Raw genomic sequence first — 16,289 nt, 5'->3', positions numbered from 1 at the left:
AAGATTACTCCTGTTCGGGATTGCGCAAGTAATATCCAACCCCGCGCCTGGTGACAATCCAAGTGGGATGGCTCGGGCTATCCTCAATTTTTTCACGCAGCCGTCTCACGGTTACATCGACTGTCCTGACATCTCCGTAATAATCGTAACCCCATACGGTCTGCAAGAGGTGCTCTCTGGTCATGACTTGTCCAATATGCTTCGCTAAATAGTAGAGCAGTTCAAACTCCCGATGCGTAAGCTCTATGGTCTCACCGCGCTTTGAAACGACATAAGCATCTGGATGAATCACAAGCGAGCCGATTTCAATTTCATTCGTTTCGTTCTCGTTTTCCGGCTGGGTCAGAATTTGTTGGTGCCGGCGCAAATTCGCTTTTACTCGGGCAATTAATTCCCTTGTACTGAATGGCTTTGTCACATAATCATCTGCACCAAGTTCTAGTCCAAGCACTTTATCAATTTCAGAATCCTTTGCTGTCAGCATAATAATCGGCATCTCGTATTTTTTACGGATTTCTCGGCAAACTTCCATCCCGTCCCTTAGTGGAAGCATAATATCTAAGAGGATTAGGTCAGGCTGGATTTCTTCAACCAATTGGAGTGCTTCGTTCCCATCATAGGCACAATAGACAACGTATCCTTCTTTTTTTAAGTTAAACTGTAAAATATCTGCAATCGGCTTTTCGTCATCGACGACAAGAATCTTTTTCTCCATACCATTTCTCCTTTTTAATAAAATTGATCTATACAATCAAAAGCAGTTGTTTAAATTCATACCTAGTCTATTTTACTTTACCACTGTTTTCAGTTAAATTCACCTATAACTAGCAATTGGCAGCATTGGAAATAAGAAAAGCGGAAGGCGCCTGGAGCTGAACAGTTCTCGAAGTAAAAAAATAAAGCCTCTAGTAGCAACAACAACTAGAGACTTTCCATTCAATATTATCCCACATTAACGGGCAGCGAGCCCTCCACTGATGGAAGTTCCACTTTATCTTAAATATGATAGCGGGTTTACCAAGCTGCCATTTTTGTACACTTCGAAGTGTAAGTGGACGCCTGTGGCATCACCTGTAGAACCCATAATTCCGATAGCTGTGCCTTTTGAAACGGTTTGGCCAACCTTTACATTTAACGATGACATATGGCCATATAAAGTGCGGAAGCCATTTTGATGATCAATGACCACTTTATTCCCATAGCCGCCATCCCAGCCAGCAGAGACAACAATGCCATTATCTGCGGCCTTTATGGTCTTATTGCTTGGTCTGGCAATATCAATTCCTTTGTGCATTTTGTTCCAGCGATAGCCCATTTGACTAGAAACATAACCCCCTACAGTTGGCCAGGCGAAGCTTCCTTCACCACGGGAAGGGATCGCTTTTGTTCCTTTGATAACAATATGATTGACAGGCTGCTGTAGGATTTGTTCACTTGATTTATCCTTCTTAACGGTTACACCATTTTGTTCAGTCATTGAATAGGTCACGGAGCGAGATCCATTTTGACCTTTTTGTTTTTCTTTTGTCTCGCCCTTTGGCATTGATGATTCTTCAACCACTTCATTTGCAAATGCAATGGTTTCTTTTTGGTTCACTTCTTTGTCAACTGCGACCTCAACAAAGGCTTGCGGAACCGTAATATTTAATTCCTGACCAATTTTTAAGAGTGTTTCCTCAGTAAGACCTGGGTTTAATGCCAAGATATTAGCCATCTTCAGCCCGTGATCATGAGCAATCGTTTCGAGAACATCGCCTTCTTGGATTACATATTTCTTTTCTTCTAACGTACCTTTTTGTAAAAAGGTAATGGCATCTGCTGCAGACATAATTTTGTCGGGGGTAATATTTTCTTCTTCAATTGAAACATTTTTCGATAATCGAACGTCTAATATACGAGTTTCATTTTCTTTTAATGGTGGTAATGTTGTATCAGTTGTAGCCTTTCTTGCCTCAAGTTCATTTAATTGTTGCTCAGTCACATATTGCAACTTTAAATTCTTAATTACTTGTTCGGCTGTTTCTTTATTATCCAAGTAAACCACTGGTGTACCGTCGATGACGATAGCAGATGCCTCGGCTTGGAGTTGGAATGAGTTCTTAATGTTTTGAACGGTTTCTTGATTATTTGCTGTAGATCGAAAAACCTGTTCAGGTATGTATTGAACCTGCGGACCAATTTTTAAATTGACATCCTTGAAGGTATTCTTAGCTGTATCTACTTTTTCAGTAACTAGTTTATCGATGACCTCTTTATCAGTGACATTTCCAATGTATGTACCATTAAGATAGACATGATAGACGGTCGTTAACTTTGATGAGGTGGCAAGTGCAACTGGACCGTTACTAAAGGCAATAACAGAAGCAGCCATGGTAGTAATAACGGCAGTTTTTAAAAATAAAAATCTTTTTGACTTTGACCTTTTATTTGAAAATAACATTGTTTCCTCCTAAACCACGGTAAAACCCTCTTAATTTAGAGCTTTTGACTATTAAAGAATTTCCCAGAATTTTAGACCTCCTTTACTTTATCATAATTTTATTTAAAAAGTTTAATAGTCTCTATAATGTAACAAAAATGTATAATTACTGACATTTTCCTACTTTTATTTGAAATATACTAGTAGAAATTTCATATTTTTATTATGTTATTTTTTGAAAAAATAGTGGATAATCCCTATTAAATCAAGGTTTCTGCTAGGTCTAGAGTAGTAGATTCATATTTTACAAAATAGGACATAATATCGCGATTATTTGTAAAATAATGGTTCTTTTATTTCATTTCCGTAACAACATTAACTGATAATAAGATAAAAAAAAAAGAAGCATGCGTTTGCATACTTCTTTTTGGAATGGCTCAGGACGGAATCGAACCGCCGACACAAGGATTTTCAGTCCTTTGCTCTACCGACTGAGCTACTGAGCCACTATAGTGGCGGTCTGGACGGGACTCGAACCCGCGACCTCCTGCGTGACAGGCAGGCATTCTAACCAACTGAACTACCAGACCAAAACCAATGACCCCTACGGGATTCGAACCCGTGTTACCGCCGTGAAAGGGCGGTGTCTTAACCGCTTGACCAAGGGGCCATATTATTATAAATGGTGAGCCATGAAGGACTCGAACCTTCGACCCTCTGATTAAAAGTCAGATGCTCTACCAACTGAGCTAATGGCTCGTACTAAAATGATTCACTAATCTTTGATTTCGCCGGATGCCCACGCCTCAGAAAGCTTATTCAAGCAGCAGCTCGGCGTGTGCCCTGATGCTGTTTCATGGAAGCTTATTCGATCGTGCTCTACCAACTGAGCTAATGGCTCGTACTAAAATGATTCCCTAATCTTTGATTTCGCCGGATGCCCACACCTCAGTAAGCTTATTCAAGCAGCAGCTCAGCGTGTGCCCTGATGCTGTTTCATGGAAGCTTACTCGATCGTGCTCTACCAACTGAGCTAATGGCTCGTACCTAATAATTTGTCGTATTGTGACGACGCTTTTTATAATATCATGGAATATCAAAACTAAGCAACACTTTTTTAAAATTTTTTTAATAAAATTGAAAGCCCTCAAATTGAGGGCTTCAAATCATGTATTATATTTGTCTCCAAGGGCTACGGACGACATTTGTTTGATTACGATCCGGTCCAACTGAGAAGGTGGTTAAAGGAACCCCGGTAAGTTGCGTTACTCGTTCAACATAGTGGCGCGCATTGACAGGCAATTCATCTAGTGATTTAACTCCTGTAATATCCTCTGTCCAGCCTGGTAGTTCTTCATAGACAGGTTCACACTCCGCTAATACCTTTAAGCTTGCTGGATATTCTGTAATTAATTCACCTTTATAGCGATAAGCTGTACATATTCGCAATGTTTCAATCCCCGTTAATACATCAATCGAATTAAGAGATAGGTCTGTTAAACCGCTGACCCGGCGAGCATGGCGGACGACGACGCTGTCAAACCAGCCAACACGGCGAGGACGTCCTGTGGTTGTACCGTATTCACGTCCGACTTCACGAATTCGATTACCTGTTTCATCATTTAATTCCGTTGGGAAGGGACCATCACCAACGCGGGAAGTGTACGCCTTACACACTCCAACGACATGGGTAATTTTCGAAGGACCAACACCGGAACCAATTGTTACTCCCCCAGCAACTGGATTCGACGAGGTGACAAACGGATAGGTGCCTTGGTCGATATCTAACATTACACCCTGAGCACCTTCAAAGAGAACGCGCTTTCCTTCATCTAACGCATCATTCAGTACAACAGATGTATCACAAACATAGTGCTTAATCTGCTGGCCATACTCAAAATACTCCTCTAAAATGTCTTCTTTTGTGAAGCCAGCGGTCTCATAAATGCGTTCAAATAAGCGGTTTTTCTCAGCAAGGTTCCGCTCAAGCTTTTCTTCAAACACGTCACGTTCGAGTAAATCGGCGATTCTAATTCCCACGCGGGCTGCCTTATCCATATAGGCGGGACCTATTCCCTTTTTCGTTGTGCCAATTTTATTAGCACCCTTACTTTCTTCTTCCACCTCATCCAATTTTAAATGGTAGGGAAGAATCACATGGGCACGGTTGCTGATGCGCAGATTATCGGTTGTAATCCCTTTTTCATGTAAATAAGCAAGTTCAGTGACAAGTGCCTTTGGATCGACAACCATTCCATTCCCGATAACACATGCCTTTTCTTTATAAAAAATCCCCGACGGAATTAAGTGTAATTTGTAGGTTTCTCCGTTAAATTTGATGGTGTGGCCTGCATTGTTTCCACCTTGATAACGAGCAATTACCTCTGCATTTTCAGACAAAAAATCGGTTATCTTTCCCTTTCCTTCGTCTCCCCATTGCGTACCAACAACCACTACTGATGACATTTAAGGCACCTCCAAAATTTTTGTTTCCAGTTAAATTTAATCTCACCTAGATAGTTTATCAATTCCATCTTTAAAAATCAACAAAACACGAACGATTTATATAAAAATATATTTTTTGTTCGTAAAAATAGTAATCTATAAATTTATGAAGAGGCATTATCTAGTAGAAGTGGAAATTTCAAATACAAAACAAAGTTTTTGACCGTGTAGACATGATTTTAGGAGGATATTGCTATTTTTTTACCGGAATTCTTATTTTAATAAAATTCTCGACCGTGTAACTTTCCTTTTTACGGAAAAACATTACTTTTTGCCGTCTTAATTTGAAGATTTTTTATGATTAGTTTTTATTGGCTCATTTTTCTGGAGTTTTGGCTCATTTTAGGGGGCCATTGGCTTATTTTTTCACTTCATTGGCTCATTTTTGCACTTCATTGGCTCATTTTTTTGAAGTTTTGGCTTTTTATCCAAATAATACCAAATATAATCCCTTTCCATTAAAAAAGAGCTAGCCTCTTAATCTGGCTAACTCCAAAATATCTACGTTACGCTCCCGGAGGATCATTATAACGTGTCTCTAAGTTTACGAATTTATTATATTCCTTCACAAAAGCCAACTGGACCGTCCCCGTCGGACCATTACGCTGCTTGGCAATGATAATCTCGATGATATTTTTATTCTCTGATTCCTTATCGTAGTAATCATCACGATACAAGAAGGCAACGATATCAGCATCCTGCTCAATACTTCCTGATTCACGAATATCGGACATCATAGGGCGTTTATCTTGACGCTGCTCGACACCACGAGAAAGCTGTGAAAGGGCAATGACAGGCACTTGCAGTTCACGGGCTAATTGCTTAAGAGAACGGGAAATTTCTGATACTTCTTGTTGACGGTTTTCACCGGATCGGCCGCTTCCTAAAATAAGCTGCAAATAATCAATTAAGATCATTCCTAAGCCGTGCTCCTGTTTTAAGCGCCGACATTTTGATCGAATATCACTGATGCGAACACCGGGTGTATCATCAATAAATATCCCTGAATTGGAGAGACTCCCCATTGCCATCGTCAGCTTGCCCCAGTCCTCATCAGTTAGCGAGCCAGTACGCAGTCTTTGTGCATCAATATTCCCTTCCGAACAAAGCATACGCATCACTAGCTGCTCCGCACCCATTTCCAGACTGAATATCGCTACATTTTCACTCGTTTTCGTCGCAACGTTTGAGGCAATATTCAAGGCAAAGGCTGTTTTACCAACGGAAGGACGGGCGCCAACGATGATTAAATCATTGCGCTGGAATCCGGCTGTCATCCGGTCAAGCTCAGCAAAGCCAGTGGCAATCCCAGTAATATCGCCGACACGGTTATGCATTAATTCAATATTGTCATACGTCCGAACGAGTACATCTTTAATATTGTGGAAGGCACCGGCATTCTTCCTTTGCGCAACCTCTAAGATACTTTTTTCTGCTTCACTTAAAAGGGCTTCGACTTCATCCTCGCGCGAATACCCGTCAGTAGCAATCTCTGTTGCGGTACGTATTAACCTTCTCAGTAAAGATTTTTCTTCTACGATTCTAGCATAATACTCAATATTTGCAGCTGTAGGAACCGATCCTGCCAGCTCGCTTAAATAACTAACCCCGCCAGTATCTTCAATAAGCTTGGACGCTGCCAATTCCTCTGTTACCGTGATTAAGTCGACCGCTTTCCCGTCATCGTTTAACTTCAACATGACATTGAAGATTTTTTGATGGGAGGCACGATAAAAATCCTCAGGAATTAATATTTCAGAAGCCAAAGTGAGAGCAGAGGGTTCTAAAAATATTGCTCCTAAAACCGCTTGTTCGGCTTCAATATTTTGTGGCGGCATACGATCCGCGTATAAATCACTCATAATATCAAAAACCTCCTATTTAGAAGGATGCTTTATTTTAAACGTATAAAAATATCATATCCCAAAAAGAAAAAAGTGACCAGCCTTAAACCGATCACATTCCATAGCTTACTTTTAACATTCTATCATGTTTATCCTTAATTTCGCACTGGCAAATTTTATTCTTGATTTTTAAATTTCTTTCACTGAGACGGTTAATGTTGCTGTAACTTCATGATGCAGCTTTACCGGGACCTTTGTGTGGCCAAGTGAACGAATCCCATCTGCTAATTCCATTTTCCGCTTATCAATTTTAATACCATGCTTCTTATGCAGTTCTTCAGCAATTTGCTTGGTTGTAATCGAACCAAACAATCTACCACCTTCGCCTGCCTTCGCAGATAATTCCACAGTAATTTGGTCCAATGTTTCTTTCAGCTTTTTCGCTTCAGCTAATTCTTCAGCAGCAGCTCGATCCTGTTTCTTCTTTTGTGCATCTAATGAACTGATACTAGCATTATTTGCTTCAACCGCTAATCCTTGCTTGATTAAGAAGTTATGGGCATAACCATCTGCTACATTCTTGACTTCGCCTTTTTTGCCTTTTCCTTTTACATCCTTAAGAAATATTACTTTCATTCTTTTTTCACTCCTTCAAAATAATCATCAATCGCTATCTTTAATTGGGCATCCGTTTCTTCAATTGACAGGCCCGTCAGCTGTGTGGCTGCATTTGTCAGGTGACCACCGCCTTTTAGACTTTCCATAATCACCTGGACATTGATATTCCCGAGGGAACGTGCACTGATACCAATAACCTCTTCACTCCGTTTTGAAATAACAAAGGACGCAAGCACACCATCCATGGTTAATAGTGTATCAGCTGCTTGAGCAATAATGACCTGATCATTATGCTGATGTTCAGTTCCCTTGGCAATCGCAATTCCATCACGATAAAAGGAGACTGATTCAATCAGCTTGGATCTTCTTATATATGTATCCACGTCCTCTTTCAAAAACTTTTGAACGAGAACAGTATCGGCACCGTGTGCCCTGAGGTAAGAGGCTGCATCAAAGGTTCTTGAGCCGGTTCGTAATGAAAAGCTTTTTGTATCGACGATGATTCCTGCTAAAAGTGCAGTCGCTTCGATCATCTCAATTTTACCTCGTTTCGGCTGATATTCCAAAAACTCTGTTACTAACTCCGAGGTAGAGGAGGCATATGGCTCCATATAAACGAGCAATGGATTGGAAATAAAGTCTTCACCGCGACGATGATGGTCAATAACCACAACATGATCAATTTTATTTAGCAGTCGCTCTTCCATAACCATAGACGGTTTATGGGTGTCAACGACAACTAGCAGTGTCTTATCAGATACAATCTCAAGTGCTTCTTCTGGGCTGATAAAGTGAGAAAATAAGTGCTCCTGATGACGAATTTCTTCCATAAGCCGCCTTACACCGTTGTCCATTTCCTGCATGTTCACAACGATATAGGCTTCCTTTTGGTTCATTTGTGCTACCTTATTAATACCGATGCTTGAGCCAATCGAATCCATGTCAGGGTTTTTATGGCCCATTATAATAACTTTATCACTTGCGGTAATTAAATCCCTCAAGGCATGGGAGATGACCCTTGCTCTAACTCTTGTCCGTTTTTCAATTGGATTTGTTTTGCCACCAAAGAACTTCACTTTTCCATTTGGCAGCTTAATCGCTACTTGATCTCCGCCCCTACCTAGGGCCAAATCGAGACTTGATTGTGCTAGGATACCTAATTCAGGTAAGGAGGAGACGCCTGTCCCAACCCCAATACTTAAGGTAAACGAGACATTCTCCTTAGTGGTCATTTCTCTAATCTCATCGAGGATGGTAAATTTCCCTCTTTCAAGCATATGGAGAATTCCTTCGCTAAAAACAGCAATAAATCGTTCCGAGGAAACCCGTTTCAAGAAAATGCCATTATCAGTTGCCCACTTATTCAGAATGGACGTTACTAAATTATTGATGCTACCACGCATTTGGTCGTCCATTCCCTGTGTTAAGTCATCATAATTGTCTAAAAAGATAGTAGCAATAACCGTCCGTTCATCATGATACATTTTCTCAATTTCTTGTTGTTCCGTTACATCAAAAAAGTATAAAAGCCGCTCCTCGCGTTTATGGATAACGCGGAATTTTCGGTCATGCAGGGTAATGATTTCCGTCTCTACCTCCTGCTTAATTAACGGAATCAAAGTGTCCGCTAAATCATAAAGTGATCTTCCGACAATCGTGTCCTCATCAAAACAAGAGGATAGAAACGGATTTGTCCATTCAATATAATACTCATCATTAATAAGCATAATCCCGATGGGCATCCCCAAGAGTGCTTCTTCGCCAACTCTTTTTACCCGGTAAGAAAGAGTCGAAATATACTCCTCCATTTCCTCCCTTTGGCGCTGGTCGATGACAAACATATAGTAGATGGGGAAAAACATTAATAACAACCCGGCTACACTTAATATCCAATTATATAAGGACAGGACAATGAGCAGTACCACTGTAACGCCTATTAACCCGTAAAAGGGATAACGTATTGACCGCTTTTCTAAAAATGCAGGCAAAGTTTTCAGCTCCTAGTCACAAGTCTTACTCTTTCTTTTCAAAACGCTTTCGATAATCAAATCCTAAATCCATAATCCCTAATAACAATATTATATAATGAATAATTGGTATCATGAAAGCAAGAATTACCAGAAGGAAGGTAAAACCCTTGGCAATAGACCTTTGATGAAAAATGTAAAAGATAAAGGCAAAGCCTTGAAACAGTAAAAACATCTCCAAAATATACCTTGCATTGATGACAACTGTATATAAATAGGTTCCTTGCTCTGGATGCACCAAAATATCCACTCCAATAGCAATTAAATAGTACCATAAAAGGCTTCTTGGCAGTGAAAGATTCCGAAAACTTCCCCATGGCTCAACCTTTACACCAAATCGCTTTAGAATCGGAAAATTGACCCATTGGATAATAAAAGTACCCATAATTGATAACATAATCAAAAAGTACGGTGCAAGCGTTTCAATCATTTTTATCTTCTTGTTCAAAAGTTCAATTTGGTCTTCTTTCCCCATCGATTTTAGCATATCCTGGGAATTTATGACCCCCTCATTTAACGCTACCTTAAGCTCCTGAATGATATTCACCTGCAAAAAGGCAACAGAAACGACATAATAGATGACCAGACCCGCCATAAAGATAAGTGAGCTTGAAATTAATATCGTTGTCCGACTCTTATTTTTTTGCAGCATAAACCCAATGACAACTCCGATTACCCCGTAAAGCAACATGAATCCGAGCCCTAAAAACGAACCTGCTATGAACGAAAGAATGATTGCAGCTAAGAAAAAAGCCGCAATATTTTTCACGCTGTTTTTTGCCGAAAACAACATGAACGGCAGCGGTAAGAGCATATTTAAAAAGGAACCGATAATCGGTATGTAAATGGTGATTAATAACAGAACAGTAAATGCCGCCAATAGGATAGCGCCCTCTGTTAGTTTGCGTACATTCTTCACATTTTCACCTCTATTTTTCTACACCTATCTCCCTATTTTAGCTAGATATGGGCCTCGATTCAACTTATTTAAAAGAAAAAAGGCAGCAAGGGCGGGTGCCCCTACTGCCTTATCGCTTTATTATTCTCCAGCCACGAATGGTAATAATGCCATTTGACGTGCACGTTTGATTGCAACTGTTAGTTTACGTTGATATTTTGCGCTTGTACCAGTTACACGACGTGGTAAAATCTTTCCACGCTCAGAGATGAATTTTTTAAGTAAATCTACATCTTTATAATCAATGCGAGAGATGCCATTTGCTGTGAAATAACATACTTTACGGCGCTTTGCGCGACCGCCTTTACGTCCTCCTGCCATGAAAATTCCCTCCTTTATCAAGTTATTATCCGTTCAATAAGGTTCTTTTAAAATGGTAGATCGTCATCAGAGATGTCAATTTGACCATTTCCGGCAAATGGATCTTCATCCATTCGGGTAAACCCTTTGTTTTGGTTTTGATTCTGATTTTGGCGTTGATTCTGATTACCGCCTCCATATGGGTTCCCACCACCTTGTGGTTCCCCTGGAGGAGTTCCGTAAGAATCGTTGCTTCTTCCGCCACCACCAGATGATTTTGGTTCTAGAAATTGAACACTTTCTGCCTGAACCTCTGTAACGTATACACGTTTACCATCTTGTCCTTCATAGTTGCGGGTTTGAATCCGACCGTCAACACCTGCTAAGCTGCCTTTTTTCAAGAAGTTTGCAACATTCTCAGCAGGTTTACGCCAAATAACGCAGTTAATAAAATCTGCTTCACGTTCACCTTGCTGATTTGAAAATGTGCGGTTAACTGCTAACGTAAAAGTAGCAACAGGAACCCCATTTGGCGTATAACGCAGTTCAGGGTCTTTTGTTAAACGACCGACAAGCACGACACGATTCATCATCAGAATCAACTCCTCTTCTTTTGGCAAAATGTTTCACGTGAAACATTTATTACCAAAAATACATCTATCTTATTCTTCTTCTTTAATTACGATATGGCGAATGATATCTTCGCTGATTTTTGCAAGACGAGAAAACTCTTGTACTGCATCAGCTGAAGATGTTGTTTTAGCGATTTGGTAGTATCCGTCACGGAAATCGTTGATTTCGTATGCAAGACGGCGCTTACCCCAATCTTTTGTTTCAGCAGTTTCCGCACCATTATCAAGAAGAATTGTGTTAAAACGCTCTACAAGAGCCTTTTTCGCTTCATCTTCAATATTTGGGCGGATGATGTACATGATTTCGTACTTATTCATCACAGTCACCTCCTTTTGGTCTAAACGGCCCGAATGGGCAAGGAGCAATTATTCATTACTCACAAGTTGAAATTATATCATAGGATACGCGGAAAAGCAACGTCTTCCCTGTAATGCTTTTTAACAAAGAGAAAGAGGCCGACACTAGATGTCAGCCTCCAACAAATTACACGTTAAATCGGAAATGGATGACATCTCCGTCTTTTACTTCATATTCTTTACCTTCTAAACGAACTTTCCCTGCTTCTTTCGCCGCATTATGACTACCAGCCGCAAGTAAATCAGCAAAAGAAACCGTTTCAGCGCGAATAAAGCCGCGTTCAAAGTCTGAGTGAATGATACCAGCACATTGAGGAGCCTTCATTCCATTTCTGAATGTCCACGCACGAACTTCCTGCACACCAGCAGTGAAGTAGGTCGCTAGGCCAAGTAGGTTGTAGGCTGCCCGAATTAGTTGATCAAGTCCAGACTCCTCAATACCAAGTTCCTCAAGGAACATTTGCTTTTCTTCGCCTTCAAGCTCGGCAATTTCTTCTTCAATTTTTGCACAAATCACGATTACTTCCGCATTATCTGCCTTGGCAAATTCACGAACTTTTTGAACATACTCATTATCTGATGGATTGGCAACATCTTCTTCACTAACGTTTGCCACATATAGGACAGGTTTGATCGTTAAAAGGTGGAGTCCTTTTACCAATTTCATTTGCTCTTCGGTAAAATCAACTGTACGAGCAGGTTTTTCTGCTTCAAAAGCATCACGCAGCATCGCAAGAATTTCAAATTCAGCTGCAGCATCCTTATCCTTTTGCTTTGCTAATTTTTCAACACGTCCAATTCGCTTTTCAACCGATTCCATATCAGCAAGGATTAATTCTAGGTTGATGGTTTCAATATCATCGATTGGGTCCACTTTCCCGGATACATGGGTAATGTTTTCATCTGCAAAGCAACGGACTACTTGGCAAATGGCATCGACTTGGCGGATATGAGAAAGGAACTTGTTTCCCAACCCTTCACCTTTACTTGCCCCTTTAACAATCCCGGCAATATCGGTAAATTCAAATGCCGTTGGAACTGTTTTCTTCGGCTGCACGAGCTCGGTTAATTTTTGTAGGCGGTAATCCGGTACCTCGACTATCCCTACATTCGGATCAATGGTACAGAAAGGATAATTTGCTGATTCAGCCCCTGCTTGGGTTATTGCATTAAATAACGTAGATTTACCAACGTTCGGCAAACCTACAATACCAGCTGTTAAAGCCATTTACGTTCACTCCTCGATAAAAATATATCTATTTTTAAAATTATCTCCAAAATAAATAGACAAGCCTTTCACAATTATAGGCATTTGTTAGAAAAAAGACAACTGCCGCCCTAAGGCGACAGTTATTAGAACTTTTCAAGATTTACAAGACAATCATATAACGTACTTCCTAGGCCATTATCAGATTCCCGGCTCGACGTCAGGTTATTTACCGACCCGCCAAACCGGCGCCATATTCCCTCATCAATATTAATTGTATTTGGATGGGCAGCCGGTAAAATGGAGAGATAGCCCTTTACTTCACCACGATCATTCCATACCCTGACATAATCGTCCTTTTGCAAGTTGAGCTTATCAGCAATATTTTGCGCGACCTCCACTTTAAGGCGTGGTTCATTGGCTAACAGATGATAATTCTGCGAGTGATTAGAACGTAACGGGTGAATCGTTAGCAGACTATATGGATATTTTTCCGCCAGCTCAGGATTTTTCCATTTGGATTCATCAGGGACTGCTAATGTTAACAAGCCGTTATCACCCTTTTGCTGACCTAGGAATGAAGTAAATTCAAATTTACCCGATAATGTTTGGAACTGACGATCCTGCCAGGGAATTTTGTCAACGGGTAATTCCAAGGTATGTTTTTCTTTTAATTTTTCAAGCGTCAAGCCCTTTTCTTCCAATGATTTAAGCGTCATCTTAAGCCATTCAGCTCTTGAAAAATGAAAATCAGCACCAAAACCAAGCCTTTGCGCTAGCTGTGTCCAAATCCATAAATCCGGTTTCGCCTCACCGGGAGGAGAGACCAGTTTAGGACCAAAATTGACATAATGATGGTACATCGAGGAATAATAAAGATCCTCTTCCTCAAAAGCTGTTGTTGTTGGCAAAATATAATCGGCAAGTTGTGCCGTGTCCGTCATGTACTGTTCGATAACTACCAGGGTTGAAACTGACGAGAATGCCTTTTCAACCATCTTTGAATCAGGAACTTGTGTCAGCGGATTGCCGCAAGTCACGATAATCATCTGTATTCCCGGGCTGGTAGCATTTAGAATCTCTTCCGCTTGTTTCATCATCGAGAATTGTCGATGATTGTTCCTGCGACCCGGAAGCGTTAACTCCTCGAGGGCAAAACTTTGACCAACCTGCAGATTGGCATAATTTGCGCCTCCTCCGGCAATGCCGATATTCCCGCTAATCGCTACAAGGGCATCAATAAACCGAATCGTATTACCGCCATTTTTATAACGCTGTAAGCCTAAGCCCATATAGGTCGCAGTTGGTTTATCAGCGTAAACAGAGGCTAATTTTGTTATTACATCACAGGGTACTTCGGTCATTTCACTAATTTTTTCACTTGAAATACTATCCAGTAGTTGTCCTAAATCATTAAATCCATGTGTATATTGTTCAATAAACCCACGATCCTCCAGACCAAGCCGAAGCATTTCCTTAATGATCCCAGCAGCCAAAAGACCGTCCATGCCAGGTTTAATCGAAATATATTGATCGGCAATTTTGGCCGTTGCATTAAATATCGGATCAATGACAAATAGTTTTGCCCCACGCTTTTTTGCTTCCAATAGCTTTTCATAAAAATGCATGTTTGTCCGGGCCACATTTCGTCCCCAAATAATGATGTTCTTACTGTTGTAGATGTCATCAGGTTCATGGCTGCAAGCATTACCAAAATCCCATTTTTGTGCTTCAATTCCCGCCCCCCAGCACAGAGAGCCATAAAGCTCTGTTACACCGCCGAAGCAATTAAAAAAGCGCTGGTCTAGATTTTTCAATATCCCGTTATTAGCATAATCATGACTGTGTAATACAGCCGTGGTACCGTACTGTTGTTTAATTTCCGATAATTTAGCTGCAATTTCAGCAAGTGCCTGCTCCCAAGATATTGGTTCGAAGCTGCCGTTTATCTTTTTTAAGGGGGACAAAAGCCGTTCTGAGGAGTTAGTCCTTGTCTCAAGCATCCGGCCTCGTCCGCAAATTTTCCCTTGGGTGATTGGATGAGTGGGATCCCCTTCAACCTTCGTAACCTTGTTATTTTCTACTGTTACATTAAAGCCGCAGCTATCCCAGCAATTTAACGGACAAGCCGCCTTTCGTACTTCAGCCAAAATCTCCACCCTCTTTACACAATAGTTCTATATCTACTTTTCTTATAAGAATAATATAGTATCAAAAAAAAAAGAAGCAGAAGATTATCCCTCGTGCTTCACTAAAATTTTCTTCATCTTTCGGGAAAACTCTTTCCTTGGAATCAGAACGCTATGTCCGCAGCCTTCGCATTTAATCCGAACGTCCATCCCCATGCGGATGACTTTCCAACGATTCGTCCCACAAGGATGCTGTTTCTTCATTTCCACGACATCATTTAGGGCAAATTCTTTTTCCTCCATAGCTTACCACCCTCATTTCTATTTTGATTGTTCAGATCCGCTTGGGTACATAACAAGTCTTGGATTTGGAGCTTTAATTCCATTCTCATCTAATAACAGCTTGATATCCTTCCGAATCGCTCGGGAAACCCCCGACTGCTTCATTGGTAATGTTTCAGCAATAACCCGTAAAACAATCTCGGTTGGCCCCATCGTTTGAATCCCTAACAGTTCAGGGGCTTTCGTTAACTCTTCATAGTGACTTGGCATTGTTTTAAGTGCTTCTTCAATCACCTTTTCTGCCTTTTCAATATCCTCTCCATAGGAGATGGCAATGTCAACAATCGCAATACTATTATTTAACGAAAAATTGGTTACCTGGGTGATGCTGCCATTCGGTAAAATATGAACTTCTCCTGTCCAGCTTTTAATTTTTGTCGTTCTTAACCCTATAGTTTCGACGTTTCCTTCAAATAGTCCTATGCGAATATGGTCACCGACGGAAAATTGATCTTCAAAAATAATAAAGAAACCGGAAATAATATCTTTGACAAGGCTCTGTGCACCAAATCCTACTGCTAATCCGACAACTCCAGCACCGGCAATCAATGCCTTCACATCGATCCCTAAGACAGAAAGAACCATCATAAGCGCAATAAAATAAACTACATAGCTAAGAACACTATCCAGCAGCTTTGAGAGTGTATCTTCCCGGCGTTCTGTAGTATTAAGGGGTGACATATTTCTAATCTTGAAAATGTTGTGGATTGCCACTTTACCAATGCGGACGATTATATTTGCAATAACTAAAATGGCAACAATTTTTAGCACGCCTTCACCAAGGTTCAGCCATGTATCTTCGTTTTGAAGTTTATCAAATTCTTTTTGAATTCCACTTGATGTGAGAATCATATTAACACCTTCCTCTTTTAACAACAAATCTATTTTAGCAATTTTTTCGTCTTCATTGAAGCATTATGAATTTTTCATTTTCCAAACACTTTATGTATA

Annotated in this window: 14 protein-coding genes and 4 tRNA genes; all 18 read right to left on the bottom strand. The window is 40.5% G+C overall.

Features of this window, described 5'->3' with window-relative positions:
• Window positions 1-4 precede the first annotated feature (4 nt).
• Complete coding sequence (gene yycF / locus M5A78_RS09200; protein WP_248734979.1) at window positions 5-715, bottom strand: response regulator YycF; 711 nt, start codon at window positions 713-715, stop codon at window positions 5-7.
• A 276-nt stretch (window positions 716-991) separates the two neighbouring features.
• Window positions 992-2,440: a M23 family metallopeptidase gene (locus tag M5A78_RS09195; protein ID WP_248734978.1), complete on the bottom strand. Its 1,449-nt coding sequence runs from the start codon at window positions 2,438-2,440 to the stop codon at window positions 992-994.
• Between the two features lie 412 nt (window positions 2,441-2,852).
• Window positions 2,853-2,925 (bottom strand) — tRNA-Phe (locus M5A78_RS09190).
• 7 nt (window positions 2,926-2,932) lie between these two features.
• Window positions 2,933-3,009: transfer RNA gene (locus M5A78_RS09185), tRNA-Asp, on the bottom strand.
• Between the two features lie 8 nt (window positions 3,010-3,017).
• Window positions 3,018-3,089: transfer RNA gene (locus M5A78_RS09180), tRNA-Glu, on the bottom strand.
• Window positions 3,090-3,102: 13 nt separating this feature from the next.
• Window positions 3,103-3,178: transfer RNA gene (locus M5A78_RS09175), tRNA-Lys, on the bottom strand.
• Window positions 3,179-3,592: 414 nt separating this feature from the next.
• Complete coding sequence (locus M5A78_RS09170; RefSeq protein ID WP_248734977.1) at window positions 3,593-4,885, bottom strand: adenylosuccinate synthase; 1,293 nt, start codon at window positions 4,883-4,885, stop codon at window positions 3,593-3,595.
• Window positions 4,886-5,430: 545 nt separating this feature from the next.
• Window positions 5,431-6,786 (bottom strand): replicative DNA helicase, encoded by a 1,356-nt coding sequence (gene dnaB / locus M5A78_RS09165; protein WP_248734976.1) that lies wholly within the window; start codon window positions 6,784-6,786, stop codon window positions 5,431-5,433.
• Between the two features lie 171 nt (window positions 6,787-6,957).
• The gene (gene rplI, locus M5A78_RS09160; RefSeq protein WP_248734975.1) at window positions 6,958-7,404 is read right to left on the bottom strand and encodes a 50S ribosomal protein L9; all 447 of its coding nucleotides are present in this window, start codon (window positions 7,402-7,404) and stop codon (window positions 6,958-6,960) included.
• Window positions 7,401-9,374: a DHH family phosphoesterase gene (locus M5A78_RS09155; RefSeq protein WP_248734974.1), complete on the bottom strand. Its 1,974-nt coding sequence runs from the start codon at window positions 9,372-9,374 to the stop codon at window positions 7,401-7,403. Before M5A78_RS09155 ends, rplI begins: the two co-directional genes overlap by 4 nt.
• A 25-nt stretch (window positions 9,375-9,399) precedes the next feature.
• Window positions 9,400-10,332, bottom strand: a complete 933-nt coding sequence (locus tag M5A78_RS09150) for a YybS family protein (protein WP_248734973.1) — start codon at window positions 10,330-10,332, stop codon at window positions 9,400-9,402.
• A 120-nt stretch (window positions 10,333-10,452) separates the two neighbouring features.
• Window positions 10,453-10,692, bottom strand: coding sequence for a 30S ribosomal protein S18 (rpsR, locus tag M5A78_RS09145; RefSeq protein WP_024030263.1), 240 nt, complete (start codon window positions 10,690-10,692; stop codon window positions 10,453-10,455).
• Window positions 10,693-10,739: 47 nt separating this feature from the next.
• Complete coding sequence (gene ssb / locus M5A78_RS09140) at window positions 10,740-11,264, bottom strand: single-stranded DNA-binding protein (RefSeq protein ID WP_248734972.1); 525 nt, start codon at window positions 11,262-11,264, stop codon at window positions 10,740-10,742.
• Between the two features lie 69 nt (window positions 11,265-11,333).
• Window positions 11,334-11,621, bottom strand: a complete 288-nt coding sequence (gene rpsF / locus M5A78_RS09135) for a 30S ribosomal protein S6 (RefSeq protein ID WP_248734971.1) — start codon at window positions 11,619-11,621, stop codon at window positions 11,334-11,336.
• A 166-nt stretch (window positions 11,622-11,787) separates the two neighbouring features.
• Window positions 11,788-12,888 carry a redox-regulated ATPase YchF gene (gene ychF, locus M5A78_RS09130; protein WP_248734970.1) on the bottom strand — a complete coding sequence of 367 codons (1,101 nt, stop codon included), beginning with the start codon at window positions 12,886-12,888 and terminating at the stop codon, window positions 11,788-11,790.
• 125 nt (window positions 12,889-13,013) lie between these two features.
• Window positions 13,014-15,017 carry a molybdopterin-dependent oxidoreductase gene (locus tag M5A78_RS09125; protein ID WP_248734969.1) on the bottom strand — a complete coding sequence of 668 codons (2,004 nt, stop codon included), beginning with the start codon at window positions 15,015-15,017 and terminating at the stop codon, window positions 13,014-13,016.
• Between the two features lie 84 nt (window positions 15,018-15,101).
• Entirely contained in the window at window positions 15,102-15,299 is a 198-nt protein-coding gene (locus M5A78_RS09120) for a DUF951 domain-containing protein (RefSeq protein ID WP_248734968.1), read from the bottom strand.
• Between the two features lie 18 nt (window positions 15,300-15,317).
• Window positions 15,318-16,190 (bottom strand): mechanosensitive ion channel family protein, encoded by an 873-nt coding sequence (locus tag M5A78_RS09115; protein WP_248734967.1) that lies wholly within the window; start codon window positions 16,188-16,190, stop codon window positions 15,318-15,320.
• Window positions 16,191-16,289 lie beyond the last annotated feature (99 nt).

This window comes from Neobacillus rhizosphaerae (assembly GCF_937468385.1).
GTDB classification, from domain to species: Bacteria; Bacillota; Bacilli; order Bacillales; family Cytobacillaceae; genus Neobacillus; species Neobacillus rhizosphaerae.
This window is presented reverse-complemented; position numbering and strand designations above follow the sequence as displayed.

What these genes read in the sequence shown, in the direction of transcription:
- yycF (WP_248734979.1), bottom strand. Translation starts at nt 715, where the DNA reads ATGGAGAAAAAGATTCTTGTCGTCGATGACGAAAAGCCGATTGCAGAT.
- M5A78_RS09170 (WP_248734977.1), bottom strand. Translation starts at nt 4,885, where the DNA reads ATGTCATCAGTAGTGGTTGTTGGTACGCAATGGGGAGACGAAGGAAAG.
- M5A78_RS09115 (WP_248734967.1), bottom strand. Translation starts at nt 16,190, where the DNA reads ATGATTCTCACATCAAGTGGAATTCAAAAAGAATTTGATAAACTTCAA.
- ssb (WP_248734972.1), bottom strand. Translation starts at nt 11,264, where the DNA reads ATGATGAATCGTGTCGTGCTTGTCGGTCGTTTAACAAAAGACCCTGAA.
- dnaB (WP_248734976.1), bottom strand. Translation starts at nt 6,786, where the DNA reads ATGAGTGATTTATACGCGGATCGTATGCCGCCACAAAATATTGAAGCC.
- rpsR (WP_024030263.1), bottom strand. Translation starts at nt 10,692, where the DNA reads ATGGCAGGAGGACGTAAAGGCGGTCGCGCAAAGCGCCGTAAAGTATGT.
- M5A78_RS09195 (WP_248734978.1), bottom strand. Translation starts at nt 2,440, where the DNA reads ATGTTATTTTCAAATAAAAGGTCAAAGTCAAAAAGATTTTTATTTTTA.
- ychF (WP_248734970.1), bottom strand. Translation starts at nt 12,888, where the DNA reads ATGGCTTTAACAGCTGGTATTGTAGGTTTGCCGAACGTTGGTAAATCT.
- rplI (WP_248734975.1), bottom strand. Translation starts at nt 7,404, where the DNA reads ATGAAAGTAATATTTCTTAAGGATGTAAAAGGAAAAGGCAAAAAAGGC.
- M5A78_RS09120 (WP_248734968.1), bottom strand. Translation starts at nt 15,299, where the DNA reads ATGGAGGAAAAAGAATTTGCCCTAAATGATGTCGTGGAAATGAAGAAA.
- rpsF (WP_248734971.1), bottom strand. Translation starts at nt 11,621, where the DNA reads ATGAATAAGTACGAAATCATGTACATCATCCGCCCAAATATTGAAGAT.